Genomic DNA, 15,460 nt, shown 5'->3' on the forward strand with positions numbered 1-15,460 from the left:
ACATGGCCGGGTTTTTCAAGAAGATATTTTCGTTCGGCAAGAAGGAAGTTGTCGAGGAGCGGCCCGACGAGACCGCACCGCTGCCGCCGATCAAATGGGACGAACTGGAGGCGCTGAAGCCGGCGGCCGAGCAGGCCGTCCCGGAGTTTTTGAAACGCGAAGAGTCGCGGCCCGAGGCAGACACTGCGCCTCCGCCGTCTGTCGAGACGGAAGCGCCGCCCGCGCCGCAGCCACCGCTCGAACCCGCACCAACCATTCCGCCCGAGCCAGAGATCCAGCCGGAGTCGGAAACGCCTGCTGAGGAGCCGGAAGAAATCCCGGCCGAGCTTGTTATTCCCGAGCCGGAGCAGCCGGAGATTGTCCAGACTGAGCCTCGGTCATCGGAAGCTGGCGCTGCCCCTCATCCGCCTGCCGGCACCTTCTCCCCGTATGGTGACGGGGAGAAGGGGGCTGATCGGCAGGCCGAGCCTCCTTTTGAAAGCGATGAAGAAGAAGCTGCAACGCTGACGTCCCCCTCTCTCCGTCCTTCACGGGGGTCCGGAGGACCGGCGAGACAAGCGGCTCGCCCCGGAACGGGAAAGGGTGAGGGGCAGCGCGAACCTCTGCAAGATACCGCACCGCCCGCCGAGAGCCCCTCCGCAGCGCCCGAAGCGCCGCCGGCCGAAATCCCGCCTCCGCTCCGCCAGCCCGCCCCGGTCGAAACGAAACCGGTCTTGACCGAGATTGCGCCCGAACCAGAGGCCATTCCGCAACCATCGCCGGAGCCAAAACCTGCCCCCGGCAAGGTGACCGTAACCAAGAAGGTCGAGCAGAAGGCCGAGCCGCAAAGAGCGCCCGAACCGGCGCCGAGGCGCTCCTGGTTCCAGCGCATGCGAGACGGGCTTGCCCGCTCTTCCAGGGAGTTGTCCGGCAACATCGCCGGCGTCTTCACCAAGCGCAAGCTCGACGAGGACACGCTGCAGGACCTGGAGGATGTGCTGATCCGCGCCGATCTCGGCATGGAGACGGCTTTGCGCGTTACCGACGCGCTCTCCGCCAGCCGCTACGGCAAGGATGTCTCCGAGACGGAAGTCCGCGCCATCATGGCGGCGGAGGTGGAGAAGGTGCTGACCCATGTCGCCATGCCGCTGGAACTCGACCTCAGCCACAAGCCGCATGTCATCCTGGTCGTCGGCGTCAACGGCACGGGGAAAACCACGACCATCGGCAAGCTCGCCGCAAAGCTGACCGATGGCGGCCTCTCGGTGATGCTCGCCGCCGGCGACACTTTCCGCGCCGCCGCGATCGAGCAGTTGAAGATCTGGGGCGAGCGCACCAACTCGCCGGTCATTGCCTCGAAGCTCGGCGCCGACGCCGCCGGCCTCGCTTACGACGCCTTCGAGCGGGCGAAGGAGGCCGGCTCCGACGTGCTGATCATCGACACCGCCGGGCGGCTGCAGAACAAGACCGAACTGATGGCGGAACTGGAAAAGATCGTCCGCGTGCTGGGCAAGCTCGATCCGGAAGCGCCGCACACCGTGCTGCAGACGGTCGATGCCACCACCGGCCAGAATGCGCTCAACCAGGTCGAGATCTTCCGCAATGTCGCCGGCGTCAACGGCCTGGTGATGACCAAGCTGGACGGCACGGCGCGCGGCGGTATTCTGGTGGCGATCGCGGCAAAGCACAAATTGCCGGTCTACTTCATCGGCGTCGGCGAACAGGTCGACGACCTCGAACCCTTTTCCGCAAGCGAGTTCGCCAGGGCGATCGCTGGCGTGGCTTGACGAGCATGATCCCGAAAAGTTGCAGACTTTTTGGATTGGATCGTGCGTAAGAAGGATCCCATGAACCCACCCATCCTCGAACGCGACCTGTCCGATCCGCGACGCAAGGCGTTGAACTCCGGCCTGAAATTCCTGCTCGAACTCGGGCCTGGTCTGGTGTTCTTTTTCACCACCATCCGCGGCGCGTGGCTTGTCGGGAAATTCCCGATCCTCAGCCATATCGGCGAGCCTATCCTGATTGCCACAGCGTTCTTTATGGTGGCGACGGCGCTGTCGCTCAGCGTTTCGTGGATTTTGACGCGCAGCTGGCCGATCATGCCGCTGGTCTCGGCCATCGTCGTGTTTGTGTTTGGTGCGCTGGCGCTGTGGCTGCAGGACAAGACCTTCGCTTTCATGAAGCCGACAATCATCAACAGCCTGTTCGGCATCACGCTGCTTGGCGGGTTGGCGTTTGGCAGATCGCTGTTGGGCTATGTCTTTGATTCCGCCTTCAATCTCGACGCCGAAGGCTGGCGCAAGCTCACTTTCCGATGGGGGCTTTTCTTCCTTTTTCTGGCTGTACTGAACGAGGTCGTGTGGCGCAATTTTTCTGAGGAAACCTGGCTTTATTTCAAGGTCTGGGGCACGATTCCCATTACCCTTGTCTTCACGTTAAGCCAAATGCCGTTGATCCTGCGCCACTCGCTCGAGGACAAGGCCGCCAAGGAAGAGAAAGCCGGCAAATAGAGCAATTCCAAGAAAAGTGTGTAGCGGTTTTCCGGGGAAAAGCGCGTAGCGCTTTCCCTAGGGAATTGCGTCAGAATAGGAGGAGAGGGGCATGGAATTCATCACCACGCGCGACGAGTTGAGGACGATCTACAAGACGCCTCGGCCGACCGACGGTTCGATCCGCAAGGAACTGAAGGCATTGGACGGCCACTGCCGTTCCTTCATCGGCAAGAGCCCCTTCGTGCTGATCGGCTCGTCCGACGGCGCCGGCAATGCCGATGTGACGCCGAAGGGCGACAGGCCGGGCTTCGTAACAGTGCTTGACGAGAAGACCATCGCCATCCCCGACCGGCCCGGCAACAACCGGCTCGACACGCTGGAGAACATCCTTCTCAATCCCTCGATCGGGCTGCTCTTCCTCATTCCCGGCATGAACGAAACGCTGCGTGTCAATGGCGATGCCCGCATCACCGTCGATGCGTCATTGCGTGAGCGGCTGGCGGTCGACGGCAAGGCACCGCAAAGCGTCGTCGTGGTGACGGTCAAGGCCGCCTACATGCATTGCGCCAAGGCCTTCATGCGCTCCGAATTGTGGAAGCCGGAGAGCTGGTACGACCGCGCGACGCTGCCGACGCTCGGCCAGATCCTGCGCGACCAGTTGGCGCTCGCCGATTCGGCCGAGGCGACCGACCGCTGGCTGGACGAGGAATACAGAGAGACCATGTGGTAGTGTGCCCGGCGACGAATCGCTCGAGCCGGTCTCCATTTCCTTGCTCAACATCCTCGCCATCTCTGGCAGCCTGCGCGCCGCCTCGACCAATTCGGCCCTGGTCGCGGCACTCGCGCAAAACGCGCTGCCGGACTGTCACGTCGCCGTCTACGATGGGCTTGGGCGGCTGCCGATCTTCAACCCCGACGACGAAGGCGAGCGAACGCCACCGCAAGCAGCGGCGCTGATCGACGCGGTCACCGCCGCTGACGGCGTCATCGTCTCCTGCCCGGAATATGCCCATGGTGTGCCAGGCGGCCTGAAGAACGCGCTCGACTGGCTGGTGTCGCGCGATGCAGCCGTCGGCAAACCGGCCATGCTGGTACATGCCTCGCCGCGCTCGCTGTTTGCCCGCGCCGCACTTGCCGAGATCATGCGGACAATGTCTTTCGCGCTCTATGAGGAAGCAGCGCTCGAAATCGCGTTGCTCGGCAAGAAGCCGCCGGAGGTGGAGAAAATCCTGGCGGAACCGGAAAACCGGCTGGCGATGCGCAGCGCCGTTTCGGCCTTCGCGGGCTTCATCCGCTCGCGTTAAGTGGCGGCCATCGTGCTGTCGTATCCCAGGGCAGAGCGAACGCGAAGCGAGCGTCGGCGATCCTTCGCGCCCCCCTCTGTCCTGCCGGACATCTCCCCCACAAGGAGGGAGATTGGCCGTCATCCCTGCTTTCGCCAATCTCCAACGTTGAAACAAGGGCCATGCGGCGAAGCTGCCGATCTCCCCCCAAGTGGGGGAGATGCCCGGTAGGGCAGAGGGGGGCGCTGTCCCGCAGGCCTCTCGCAAACTTCCGCACTGCCGCTGTGCTCGTCGAGAAATCAGCCCTTGCCCCTCCGCGTCTCGACGTCGGTCTCGCCGACGAACCAGTCGCGTGCAGCGACTTCCTCGAACACCACCCAGACATCGTTGCTGGTCAGGCCGGTGGCGCCGGTGATGGCCGCCGTCACCTGGGCGGCGATCGCGGCCTTTTTGCCGGCCGGGTCATCGGCAATCACCTCCTTGACCAGGCGGATATTCACGAATGGCATGGTGCCCTCCCTTGGATATGCTTGGCGGCCGTTCAATAGGTTTTGGCGCCGTTGACCATGAGCCGGACCATGTAGAGCGAGGTCGTGCCGGCGATGTAGAGGCAGTTCAGCTTGTTGCCGCCGAACACGCAATTGGCGACGACTTCCGGTACCTTGACCTTGCCGATCAGCGTCCCGTCTGGATCGTAGCAATGGATGCCGTCGGCGGCACTGGTCCAGATGCGGCCGTCCGCATCCAGCCTGAAACCGTCGAACAGGCCGGCGGTGCAGTCGGCAAAGACCTTTTCGCCGGAGACCGTCTTGCCGCCCTGGCCAACAGTGAAAACCCGGATGTGCGCCGGGTTTTGGGCGCCATGCGTGCGGCCGGTGTCGGCGACGTAGAGCTTGCTCTCGTCGAGCGAGAAGGCGAGCCCGTTGGGCCTGACCATGTCGGTGATCACCGCCTCGGTCTCGCCGGTGCCGGGATCGACGCGGTAGACATGGCAGGCGCCGATCTCACTTTCGGCCTTGTCGCCCTCGTAATCGGTATCGATGCCGTAGCTCGGGTCGGTGAACCAGATCGAGCCGTCGGACGTGACCACCGCGTCATTGGGCGAGTTCAGCCGCTTGCCGCGCCATTTGTCGGCGATGGTGATGACCGAGCCGTCATGCTCGGTGCGGCTGACGCGGCGGCCGGAGTGCTCGCAAGTGACCATCCGGCCTTGCCGGTCGACGGTGTTGCCATTGGAATTGCCGGACGGCTGACGGAACACGCTGACGCTGCCGTCGGTGTCATCGTAGCGCAGCATGCGATTGTTCGGAATGTCGGACCACACCACATAGCGCCCGGCCGCAAACCAGGCCGGCCCCTCCGCCCATCGGCAGCCGGTAAACAGCCTGTCGACCTGTGCGTTGCCGTTGAACAGCCGCGAAAAGCGCGGATCGAGAACTTCGTAGAATTCGCTGGTCATGGTTCCTCCCGGTATCAGTCGCTTGGCGAGCCGCGATCAAGCCAGCCTGCGATCGATATGGCAAGATCGATGATGCGTCAGAAGCATTAGGGGAGCGAATGCTGGGCCGGACGGCAGGTCACATCCCGTTAACCGGCTATGCGCCCAGCGCAATGGTGCATTGCAACATCTTATTTTTGCAACGCACCATAACTATGTCATGCTTCGTATCGATCAAGGGAGGAACAACTGGCCGCGAAATGCGGCGCAAAAGGAAACTCGCTATGATCATCGACAGCCTCATGAGCCGCGCTCGCGCCAGCATCGCCAAGCGCCGGCATTACAACCGCCTCGTCGCCGAAATCGACAGCTTCAGCAGCCGCGACCTCGCCGACATGCGCGCCGACCGCTCAGAAATGCTCTATCAGGTCCACAAGCAGATCTACGGCTGAGTCTTCGGTCGACCTATCACGATCGGCGGGCATCAGCCCGGCACGGCCAGCGCCTTCTCGATCTCCGGCAGCAGCAGCGTCTGCGCCGAGTCCGGCGTCAGCGGCCCGACATGCTTGTAGGCGATCTTGCCATCCTTGCCGATGACGAAGGTCTCCGGCACGCCGTAGACACCCCAGTCGATCGCTGTGCGCCCGGCCTGGTCGACGCCGATCGCCTGGAACGGATTGCCGAGATCGCCAAGGAACCGACGGGCGTTTTCCGGCTGGTCCTTGTAGTTCAGCGCTGCCATGACGAAGCGTCTGTCCTGCGACAGCGCCAGCAGCACCGGATGCTCGTCGCGGCACGGCGCGCACCAGGACGCGAAGACGTTGACCAGCGTCACTTTGCCGGCGAACTGTTTTGAATCGAGGCCCGGCAAATTGGTGCCTTCGAGCGCCGGCAGGTTGGTCTGCGGCGCCGGCAGGCCGATCAGTGCCGACGGCACTTCCGAAACGTCGCGCCCGGACAACAGCTGCGCCAGGAACAATCCCGCCAGCCCGAGAAAGACCAGCAGCGGCACCAGCACGATCAGGCGGCGGCGCGCCGGAGTTTCCGTTTCCGTGCTCATGATTTTGCTGCCTTGTCGGAGCGCCGGCGCACGCCGGACGCCTCCAGCTCGGCGAGCTCTCGCTTGCGGCCGCGCTGGTCGAGCAGGATCCAGCCAACCAGCCCGGCCAGCACCACGGCCGTAATGGCATAGGCGGCGGTGACATAAAGGGCGTGCACGCTCATTTTCCCGATCCAAGGCTTCTCACGGCGAAATTCATAGCCTCACCGGCTGTTTGCCGCAATGAACGGGTCTGCGGCAGATTTGCGGTTATCGCAAGCCGAAGGTCACTGCGAAAGCAAAACACCTGATATGTTTTTGATACGCATGTATTGGCACGTCAGGGACAGCCTGACAGCTCCTTCGCAGGTAAGCAGGATTCTACCGGCGTCATCCCACATCCTGATTGCACTGGAGCCATGGCTCTGGAACTTGCGAAGGCTAATGGATTCGACCGCGATGAACTCAAGCCCGAAAGACACGGCATTGAACGCCGCCCATTTGGCGGGAGGCCGGTAGGGGAGGACGGTCGAGATGAAGGAAAGGTGCATGCTAGGCCCGTTGCGGTCCATCTTGGCCCCGGTAACCTCGACGGAGGACAGATCGGGGTAGTTGCCGTAGATGGTCTGGAGAAAGATCGGGTTCTCTATGCGCAGCGGCCACATCAATCCGTTCCGTGCCGCAGCGCCAGCGCCGCTGCCACCGGCCCGAGCACGGCAAGAAACAGGGTCAGCGCGGTAAGAATGAGGAAGGGCTGCAGGAAGGGATCGGGGTCCGCCACCGCGCCATAGCTTGCCGATACGCCGAAGATCAGCACGGGAATGGTCAGCGGCAGCACCAGCACCGAGATCAGCAGCCCGCCGCGCGGCAATGCTACCGCCACCGCGGCACCGGCGGCACCGATGAAGGTGATCGCCGGCGTGCCTACCAGAAGCGTCAGCGCCGTGGCACCGATGCCGATGGGCTCCATGTTCATGAACAGGCCGAGCAGGGGAGCCGCGATGACCAGCGGCAACACGCTACCCGCCCAATGCGCCAGGCATTTCGTCAGCACGGTCAGGGCCAGCATGTGCCGGTCGTTGCCAAGCACCAGAAGATCGAGCGAGCCGTCCTCGCGGTCAGCCTGGAACAGCCGGTCGAGGCCGAGCAGGCAGGCCAGCAAGGCGGCGATCCACAGGATCGCCGGGCCGATGCGGGCCAGCAGCTTCAGGTCGGGACCGACGCCGAAGGGGATGGTCGCGATAACGGCGAGAAAGAAAATCACGCCAGTCAGCGCCCCGCCGCCGGCGCGGATACTTAAGCGGATGTCGCGGAGAAAGAGGGCTAGCATGATGTGAGATGCTTTCGCCCAGGCACCCCCATCACAAGCTCCCTCGCCCCCTCCAGCCCCAGCGGCAAATGCGTGGCCGCAACCACGATCCCCCCACCATCGAGATGCTTCCGCAGTAGCCCGCCGAATCTCTCCTCCGAAGCCTTGTCCAGTCCCGCCGTCGGCTCATCGAGCAGCCACAATGGCCGATGACTGACCAGCAGTTTTGCGATCGCGGCGCGGCGGCGCTGGCCGGTCGAGAGATAGCCGAACGGCAGATGGCCGATGCCGCCCAACCCGACGGTCTCCAGCGCCTCTTCAACACCCCTGGAACCCGCGCCCGAAAAATCGCGCCAGAAGCACAGATTCTCCTTAACGGTGAGTGCGCTCTTCATCGCGTCGAGGTGGCCGAGATAGTGACAGGCCGAGGCGGCCGACGGAAAGTCTTCGCCACCACCTTCGAACCGCACACGGCCTGCCGCCACCGGCAACAGTCCGGCGATGATCCTGAGCAGCGTCGATTTGCCGGCGCCGTTCGCGCCGGTGACGACCAACGCCTGGCCATCCCCCAGCGCGAATTCGATGCCGGAAAATACCGTCTCGCCGCCGCGTTCGCCGCCCAGATTTTCGGCGATCAGCCGCATCCGTTCCCCTTCGCCGAAAGTTCAAGCGCGGCTTCGGTGCGCCGCAGCAAAAATGGCAATTCCGTGTCTAGAACTATTCCAGAAAATTCTCTATATCCGCATCATCCGTGCCAGCGGTCGGCACGGGAACCGAATTTGCGCCGAACCAGCGCGCGTGCCGCCTTGAACGGCCCGGACGCTTGGGAACGGATAGCGGAAATGGCCGTACCCGCACCTTTGCGCGTGATTTGCATGCCCACTGGCGTCCGTTCCCTCCCCGGCAACCGACAGTTAGGGATCGCACGTGTCCAAATCACTCGACAGCTTCAATTGCCGCCGCACGCTGACCGCCGGCGGCGCCGAGTACATCTACTATGACCTTGTCGAGGCCGAAAAGAACGGCCTCACCGGCATCGCTCAATTGCCCTATTCGATGAAGGTGCTGCTGGAGAACCTGCTGCGCAACGAGGACGGCCGTTCCGTCACCAAGGAGAGCATCCAGGCGGTCGCCGGCTGGCTGACAGACCGGGGCACTGCCGGCGTCGAGATCGCCTATCGCCCGGCCCGCGTGCTGATGCAGGATTTCACCGGCGTTCCGGCTGTGGTCGACCTTGCCGCCATGCGCGACGCCATGGCCTCGCTCGGCGGCGACCCGCAAAAAATCAATCCGCTGGTGCCGGTCGATCTGGTCATCGACCATTCGGTCATCGTCGACGAATTCGGCACGCCGCTGGCTTTCGCCCGCAATGTCGAGCTTGAGTATGAGCGCAATGAGGAACGCTACAAATTCCTGAAATGGGGCCAGCAGGCGTTCCGCAATTTCCGCGTCGTGCCGCCCGGCACCGGCATCTGCCATCAGGTCAACCTTGAGTACCTCGGCCAGGTCGTGTGGACCAACAGCGAAGATGGCGAGACCACCGCCTATCCCGACACCTGCGTCGGCACCGATTCGCACACCACCATGATCAACGGCCTCGGCGTGCTCGGCTGGGGCGTCGGCGGCATCGAGGCCGAGGCCGCGATGCTCGGCCAGCCGGTTTCCATGCTGTTGCCCGAAGTGATCGGCTTTCGCCTCACCGGCAGGCTGAGGGAAGGCGTCACCGCCACCGACCTGGTGCTCACCGTCACGCAGATGCTGCGCAAGAAGGGCGTCGTCGGCAAGTTCGTCGAATTCTTCGGTCCGGGCCTGTCCAACATGACGCTGGCCGATCGTGCCACCATCGGCAACATGGCGCCGGAATATGGTGCCACCTGCGGCTTCTTCCCGGTCGACAGCGAAACCATCCGCTACCTCACTATGTCCGGCCGTGACGAAAGCCGCATCGCCCTGGTCGAGGCTTATTCGAAGGCGCAAGGCCTATGGCGCGACGTCGGCTCGGCCGATCCGGTCTTCACCGATCTGCTCGAGCTCGATCTCGGCAGTGTCGTCCCGTCGATGGCCGGCCCGAAGCGGCCGGAAGGCCGCGTGGCACTTGAAGACATTCCGGCCGGCTTCGACAAGGCCATGGAGACCGAGTACAAGAAGGCCGCCGAAATCGACAAGCGCTATGCCGTCGAGGGCACGGACTACGATCTTGGCCATGGCGATGTCGTCATCGCCGCCATTACCTCCTGCACCAACACCTCGAACCCGAGCGTGCTGATCGGCGCCGGGCTGTTGGCGCGCAACGCCAACCGGCTCGGCCTCAAGCAGAAGCCGTGGGTCAAGACCTCACTGGCGCCGGGCAGCCAGGTCGTCGCCGAATATCTGGAGAAATCCGGTCTGCAGAAGGAGCTCGACCAGATCGGCTTCAACCTGGTCGGCTTCGGCTGCACCACCTGTATCGGCAATTCCGGCCCGCTGCCGGCGCCGATCTCCAAGACCATCAACGATAAGGGCTTGATTGCTGCGGCAGTCTTGTCCGGCAACCGCAATTTCGAAGGCCGCGTCTCGCCCGACGTGCAGGCGAACTATCTCGCCTCGCCGCCGCTGGTCGTCGCCCACGCGCTGGCCGGGACCGTGACCAAGGATCTGACCACCGAGCCGCTCGGCGAGGATCGCAACGGCAATCCGGTCTATCTCAAGGACATCTGGCCGAGTTCAGTCGAGATCCAGGAATTCATCGAGAAGAATGTCACGCGCGAATTGTTCGCCCGCAAATATGCCGACGTCTTCAAGGGCGACGAGTACTGGCAGAACGTCAAGGCGCCGGAAGGCCAGACCTATGCCTGGGACGACAATTCGACCTATGTGCAGAACCCACCCTATTTCGCCGGCATGACATCAGGCTTCGGCAAGATCGGCGATATCAAGGGCGCGCGTGTGCTCGGTCTGTTCGGCGATAAGATCACCACCGACCACATTTCGCCGGCCGGTTCGATCAAGGCGGCCTCCCCGGCCGGCAAGTACCTCACCGACCACGGCGTCGGCGTCGCCGATTTCAACCAGTATGGCACGCGCCGCGGCAACCACGAGGTGATGATGCGCGGCACCTTCGCCAACATCCGCATCCGCAACCACATGCTGGGCGAGAACGGCCGCGAGGGCGGCTACACCATCCATTACCCGTCGAAGGAAGAGGAATCGATCTACGACGCCGCCATGCACTACAAGAAGGAGGGCGTGCCGCTGGTCATCTTCGCCGGCGTCGAATATGGCAACGGCTCGTCGCGCGACTGGGCGGCCAAGGGTACGAATCTGCTCGGTGTCCGCGCGGTCATCGCCCAGTCCTTCGAGCGCATCCACCGCTCCAACCTGGTCGGCATGGGCGTAATCCCCTTCGTCTTCGAGGAAGGCACCTCGTGGGCCTCGCTCAACCTCAAGGGCGACGAACTGGTCGAGATCGACGGACTGAGCAACATCAAGCCGCGGCAGAAGATGATCGCCAGGATCACCTATGGCGACGACAGCGTCAAAGAGGTTCCGATCATCTGCCGCATCGATACGCTGGACGAGCTCGACTACTTCAAGAATGGCGGCATCCTGCAATACGTGCTGCGCGACCTTGCGGCTTAAGGGAGTAGGGCAATAAGGGAGTAGGGCAGTAGGGGAAGCAAGGACAAGCACCTACTGCCCTACTGCCCTACTTTGGCTTTCCAAACCGCGCTGTCGCCGCCAGCAGCACGCCGAGCATCAGCCCGTTGAGGATGTGCCACAGGAAATGCGTGCCGAGCGGAAAGCCGCCGCAGACCAGCGGATCGATCATCCGGCAGACGACCGACACGACGAAGATCGCCGAACCCGCCAGATTGTACCAGCCGGCACGATTGCCGCTGGCCGCCACCCAGGCGCCGAAGAAGGCAAGCGCCAGGAAGGGCGGCAGGTAGCCGGTCGTGCCGTTCGACGCTTGGCGCAGCCAGTCCGGCACGGCAAAGGTCACCAGCCCGGCAACGGCGTAAAAGGCGACGAAGATGACGATCGCCTTGCCCCATTTCATCCCGAGAAAACGTCGCAGGTTGAACAGCGTGTAGGCCAGCGTGAACCCTGCAATCGGCAGCACGTCGGCCAGGATCATTCCCCTTGTGGCAAAGGTGTGGAACAGCGACGAGCCGACGCCGATCGCCACCACCCACCAGGCCAGCACTTCGGCGAAGGCGCCGGTGCCGCGCTTGCGCACCTGCCAGACACCCCATAGCCCGGCGGCAAAAAAAGCCAGATTGCTCAGCGCATTGAGCGGTTCAGCCCAGAATTCCGGCCCCGTCCGTTCGCAATAGAGGTCGACCGGCGCCAGGAGAGATTGCCACATGCTGATTGCCGCCCGAATCGCTTCCATCGTGAAGTGCGCGTCCACCTATTGCGCCCTTGCCAGCGGTTGCAACGGCAAAATTTCACCGCAACGTGACTTCCCGTTGACTGCCGCTTCTGCCACATATTTCGACAATCAGAACAAAGCCGGCATCACCGGCGGGATCGGAACGGCCATGTCATCTCGAAGACCATTGCGGCTTGCGGCCGTTGCGCTGGCTCTGTCGGCGTTTGCCGGAAGCGCCTTCGCCGAGCAGGCCGACAAGCCATTAGGCGTCGTCGAGCTCTTCACCAGCCAGGGATGTAATTCCTGTCCGCCGGCCGACGAATTCTTTGCCGAGCTCGCCGCCAAGGAGAACATCGTCGCGCTCGCCTATCATGTCGACTATTGGGATTACCTCGGCTGGCAGGATACGCTGAGCCGCAAGGAAAATACCGAGCGGCAATATGAGTATATGCGCGCCTTCGGCAGCCGTTCCGTCTACACCCCGCAAGCCGTCATCAACGGCCGCAGCCATGTCAATGGCGCCAGCCGCAAGGAAGTCGACGGCGCGCTGGCCCGCATGGAGAGGGTCGGCGAAGGCATGCGCGTCGGCATCAAGGTCAGCCGGACCAGCGATCGCGTCATGATCGATGCCGGCGACGCCGTGACCGGCCCCGCCGACGCGCATGTCGTCATCGTCTATTTCAACCCGCCGCAGACGATCAAGATCGGCAAGGGTGAAAACACCGGCCGCAGCATGACCTACTGGAACGCCGTCTCCAGCATCCAGACCGCCGGCATGTGGCACGGCAAGGCGCAGCGCTACGAACTGCCGATGAGCGAGATCGCCAAGAAGGGCGGCTGCGCCGTGCTGCTGCAGTCGGTCGGCAAGGACGGCGTGCCCGGTCCGATCCTGGGTGCAGCCTTTATCCGCAAGCCTTAGATGGAGCGCTCTCCCTTCTCCCTTGTGGGAGAAGGTGTCGCCGAAGGCGACGGATGAGGGTGTTCCAGGGAACGCCAACGCCTCACTCCGTCCAACACCCCTCATCTGTCTCGGCGCTGCGCGCCGATCCACCTTCTTCCACAACAAGGGGAGAAGGGATAGCCGCGCTCAAGCCTCCGACGACAGCCTATCCGGATGGATCGCGCCGCCACGGCTCCAGCCAATAAAAAACCGGCGTCAGCTTGCTTCTGACGCCGGTCATTTAGGTTTTGGGATCGTCGCACCCGATCTTTCCAAGGAAAGACCGAGGTTGGTTCGATCCGACGCAGACCCGTGGGCGGGGGGCTTGGGGTTTACGAGCCGGTGCCGGACCGAACCGTCTCAGGCAACGCCGGTAAATTCGTCGGACATTGGGGCATGAGCACGGATAAAAAAAGGCAGGATTGTGGCGAAGCATCACCAATTCCAACAGGCGTTTCGCAAACGTGACTGGACGTTGGAGAAACCGCGCGGTGCTGCCGTTGCCCGGCCGGGCCTTGCAATTCGGCAACGAAAGCGCCAACTTTGGTCGGCGTACGATTCATTGCGAGGATCCAGGCATGACTGATCGCAGCAGCGGGACGGAGGATGGGGACGCATCCGCAATATTGATCCCGCTGCACGAGGCAAGACACGAACGCCTCGACCAGCCGGTGCGGTTCGACCGCCGCGAACTGGACCAGATCCTCAGGCTCTACGGCCGTATGGTCGCCGCCAATGAATGGCGCGACTATGCTATTGACCATCTCACCGACCGCGCCGTTTTTTCCGTCTTCCGTCGCACCAGCGAAGTGCCGCTTTTCCAGATCGTCAAGGATCCGAAGCTGGCGCGCCGGCAAGGCGCATTCGCCGTCATCGCCGCCGGCGGACGCATCCTCAAGCGTGGCCAGGAACTCGGCCGGGTGCTTGGCGTGTTCGACCGAACGCTGAAGCTGGTCGAGGCGTAACCCCTTATTTTTGTTTGCGGAACTTCCGCTCGGGCAGCGATTGCGGATCGGGCGGGACCGACGCTCCACCGTTGATCGGCAGTTGCATGAACACCGTGTCCAGCCAGCGTCCGTGCTTGTAGCCGGAGCCTTCCAGGCGGCCGGAATGGTGAAAGCCGAGCTTCTCGTGCAACCGCACCGAGGCGCTGTCGGGCCGGCCATCGCCAATCACCGCGATGATCTGGCGAAAGCCCGCCGCCTTGGCTGCCTCGATCAGCCTTTGCATCAGGAGCAGCCCGACGCCCTGCCCCTTGGCGTCGGGCGCGACATAGACGGAATCCTCAACCACGAAGCGGTATGCCGGGCGCGGCCGGAAAGCGCCGGCATAGGCATAGCCGAGCACAATGCCGCCTTTTTCCGCCACGAGATAGGGAAAGCCACCCGCTACCAAACTGTCGAAGCGCGCTCCCATCTCGATACGACTTGGCGGGTCGAGTTCATAGCTCGCCGTGCCGTTTGTCACCGCGTCGGCATAGATTTCCGTGATCCGGTCGAGATCGGCCGACGTCGCGGCCCGCAAGGTGATGCTGCTCATAATTTATGCACGTCGTTCATCTGCCCTATATCACAGCAAAAGCCGGCACAAAAGAAAAGGGCGGCCATTGGGCCGCCCTTTCCAAACTCGCTGGAGTCAGACCATGATCCCGAAAAGTGGAAACCGGTTTTCGGAACAGATCATGGTCAACAAAGAACGCCGTACTAGCGACGGTCGCCCATGAACTGCAGCAGGAACATGAACAGGTTGATGAAGTCGAGATAGAGCCTCAGCGCGCCCATGATCGCCTTGCGGCCGGCGACATCAGTCTCGTCACCCTCGAAATACATCTCCTTGATGTTCTGCGTGTCATAGGCGGTGAGGCCTGCGAAGATCAGCACGCCGATCGCCGAAACGGCGAAGGAAAGCGCCGACGACTGCAGGAAGATGTTGATCACCATCGCGATGATCAGGCCGACCAGGCCCATGACCAGGAACGAGCCGAACGCGGAAAGGTCGCGCTTGGTCGTGTAGCCGTAGAGCGACAGCCCGCCAAACGCGGCGGCGGTGGCGAAGAAGGTCTGCGAGATACTGGCGGTGGTGTAGACCAGGAAGATCGACGACAGCGACAGGCCGACAAGGCCGGCGTAAACCCAGAACGTCGTCTGCGCCGCCGAAACGCTCATCGATTGGACCCGGAACGACAGGAACATCACCGCTGCCAGCGGGGCAAAGATCACCAGCCATTTCAGCGGCGAGCCGAAGATCGCGTAGCCGAACGAGGTCAGCATCTCGCCGCTTGGCAACGTGGCAACCGCCGAGGCGGGATCGCTGGTGGTGGCCAGCATGATTGTGCCGACCGCGGCAAGGCCGGTGATGAGGAGGCCAAGCCCCATCAGGTTGTAGACTTTGATCATGTAGGCGCGCAGGCCCTGGTCGATGGCAGCATCGACGCCGGCGCCGGGCACGGCGCGCGTCTGATAATTGCGAACGGGATCAGCCATGGAAATCCTCATATTGCTTCTGCCCCGTCCGGTGTCAGGTCCTTTTGAACCCAGGCGCCGCTGGCGGGGCTCCAGCATGCCTGCGCCGAAATATGATGGTTCTTGGCGTAAAGGACAAGACCGTAACCGGACGTAATGCT

18 protein-coding genes are annotated in these 15,460 nt (G+C 62.9%); 8 read left to right on the forward strand and 10 right to left on the reverse strand.

Features of this window, described 5'->3' with window-relative positions:
• Nucleotides 1-2 precede the first annotated feature (2 nt).
• From ftsY to NKH89_RS24470, 4 genes are all read left to right on the forward strand, one after another.
• A complete protein-coding gene (gene ftsY, locus NKH89_RS24455) occupies nt 3-1,766 on the forward strand; it encodes a signal recognition particle-docking protein FtsY (protein WP_352494044.1) in 1,764 nt (587 codons plus the stop codon).
• Nucleotides 1,767-1,826: 60 nt separating this feature from the next.
• Nucleotides 1,827-2,492, forward strand: coding sequence for a septation protein A (locus NKH89_RS24460; protein ID WP_023721875.1), 666 nt, complete (start codon nt 1,827-1,829; stop codon nt 2,490-2,492).
• 91 nt (nt 2,493-2,583) lie between these two features.
• The gene (locus NKH89_RS24465; RefSeq protein WP_352481060.1) at nt 2,584-3,204 is read left to right on the forward strand and encodes a pyridoxamine 5'-phosphate oxidase family protein; all 621 of its coding nucleotides are present in this window, start codon (nt 2,584-2,586) and stop codon (nt 3,202-3,204) included.
• A gap of 40 nt (nt 3,205-3,244) precedes the next feature.
• Nucleotides 3,245-3,778, forward strand: coding sequence for an NADPH-dependent FMN reductase (locus tag NKH89_RS24470; protein WP_352481121.1), 534 nt, complete (start codon nt 3,245-3,247; stop codon nt 3,776-3,778).
• 278 nt (nt 3,779-4,056) lie between these two features.
• Here the strand turns inward: NKH89_RS24470 and NKH89_RS24475 are convergent, their stop codons facing one another.
• Both NKH89_RS24475 and NKH89_RS24480 read right to left on the reverse strand, forming a co-directional pair.
• Nucleotides 4,057-4,266: a tautomerase family protein gene (locus NKH89_RS24475; protein WP_352481061.1), complete on the reverse strand. Its 210-nt coding sequence runs from the start codon at nt 4,264-4,266 to the stop codon at nt 4,057-4,059.
• Nucleotides 4,267-4,298: 32 nt separating this feature from the next.
• Complete coding sequence (locus NKH89_RS24480) at nt 4,299-5,216, reverse strand: SMP-30/gluconolactonase/LRE family protein (RefSeq protein ID WP_352481062.1); 918 nt, start codon at nt 5,214-5,216, stop codon at nt 4,299-4,301.
• Between the two features lie 263 nt (nt 5,217-5,479).
• Between NKH89_RS24480 and NKH89_RS24485 the strand changes: the two genes are divergently transcribed.
• Nucleotides 5,480-5,647 (forward strand): hypothetical protein, encoded by a 168-nt coding sequence (locus NKH89_RS24485; RefSeq protein ID WP_023721879.1) that lies wholly within the window; start codon nt 5,480-5,482, stop codon nt 5,645-5,647.
• Nucleotides 5,648-5,679: 32 nt separating this feature from the next.
• On the opposite strand, the gene NKH89_RS24490 is transcribed toward NKH89_RS24485, so the two are convergent.
• The 5 genes from NKH89_RS24490 to ccmA form a co-directional block, all read right to left on the reverse strand.
• Nucleotides 5,680-6,255 (reverse strand): DsbE family thiol:disulfide interchange protein, encoded by a 576-nt coding sequence (locus tag NKH89_RS24490; RefSeq protein WP_352790086.1) that lies wholly within the window; start codon nt 6,253-6,255, stop codon nt 5,680-5,682.
• On the reverse strand, nt 6,252-6,419 hold the full coding sequence (gene ccmD, locus NKH89_RS24495; protein ID WP_352494038.1) for a heme exporter protein CcmD: 168 nt from the start codon (nt 6,417-6,419) through the stop codon (nt 6,252-6,254). Before ccmD ends, NKH89_RS24490 begins: the two co-directional genes overlap by 4 nt.
• Nucleotides 6,420-6,521: 102 nt before the next feature.
• Entirely contained in the window at nt 6,522-6,899 is a 378-nt protein-coding gene (locus NKH89_RS24500; RefSeq protein ID WP_352481064.1) for an Imm50 family immunity protein, read from the reverse strand.
• On the reverse strand, nt 6,899-7,564 hold the full coding sequence (ccmB, locus tag NKH89_RS24505) for a heme exporter protein CcmB (RefSeq protein ID WP_352481065.1): 666 nt from the start codon (nt 7,562-7,564) through the stop codon (nt 6,899-6,901). The genes NKH89_RS24500 and ccmB overlap by 1 nt, the downstream gene beginning before the upstream one ends.
• Nucleotides 7,558-8,187 (reverse strand): heme ABC exporter ATP-binding protein CcmA, encoded by a 630-nt coding sequence (ccmA, locus tag NKH89_RS24510; RefSeq protein ID WP_352494037.1) that lies wholly within the window; start codon nt 8,185-8,187, stop codon nt 7,558-7,560. Before ccmA ends, ccmB begins: the two co-directional genes overlap by 7 nt.
• A gap of 283 nt (nt 8,188-8,470) precedes the next feature.
• On the opposite strand from ccmA, the gene acnA reads away from it, so the two are divergent.
• Nucleotides 8,471-11,161, forward strand: coding sequence for an aconitate hydratase AcnA (acnA, locus tag NKH89_RS24515; protein WP_352481066.1), 2,691 nt, complete (start codon nt 8,471-8,473; stop codon nt 11,159-11,161).
• Between the two features lie 67 nt (nt 11,162-11,228).
• Here acnA and NKH89_RS24520 read toward each other — a convergent pair whose 3' ends face one another.
• Nucleotides 11,229-11,891 carry a ceramidase domain-containing protein gene (locus tag NKH89_RS24520; protein ID WP_023721887.1) on the reverse strand — a complete coding sequence of 221 codons (663 nt, stop codon included), beginning with the start codon at nt 11,889-11,891 and terminating at the stop codon, nt 11,229-11,231.
• Between the two features lie 175 nt (nt 11,892-12,066).
• Between NKH89_RS24520 and NKH89_RS24525 the strand changes: the two genes are divergently transcribed.
• Nucleotides 12,067-12,816 (forward strand): DUF1223 domain-containing protein, encoded by a 750-nt coding sequence (locus tag NKH89_RS24525; protein ID WP_023721888.1) that lies wholly within the window; start codon nt 12,067-12,069, stop codon nt 12,814-12,816.
• Nucleotides 12,817-13,415: 599 nt separating this feature from the next.
• Entirely contained in the window at nt 13,416-13,802 is a 387-nt protein-coding gene (locus tag NKH89_RS24530) for a DUF2794 domain-containing protein (RefSeq protein WP_023721889.1), read from the forward strand.
• 4 nt (nt 13,803-13,806) lie between these two features.
• Here the strand turns inward: NKH89_RS24530 and NKH89_RS24535 are convergent, their stop codons facing one another.
• Both NKH89_RS24535 and NKH89_RS24540 read right to left on the reverse strand, forming a co-directional pair.
• Nucleotides 13,807-14,376: a GNAT family N-acetyltransferase gene (locus NKH89_RS24535; protein ID WP_352494036.1), complete on the reverse strand. Its 570-nt coding sequence runs from the start codon at nt 14,374-14,376 to the stop codon at nt 13,807-13,809.
• Between the two features lie 164 nt (nt 14,377-14,540).
• On the reverse strand, nt 14,541-15,320 hold the full coding sequence (locus NKH89_RS24540; protein WP_254817871.1) for a Bax inhibitor-1/YccA family protein: 780 nt from the start codon (nt 15,318-15,320) through the stop codon (nt 14,541-14,543).
• Between the last annotated feature and the right edge of the window lie 140 nt (nt 15,321-15,460).

Origin of the sequence: Mesorhizobium sp. M0923 (assembly GCF_040319365.1) — a bacterium.
Classification (GTDB): Bacteria; Pseudomonadota; Alphaproteobacteria; order Rhizobiales; family Rhizobiaceae; genus Mesorhizobium.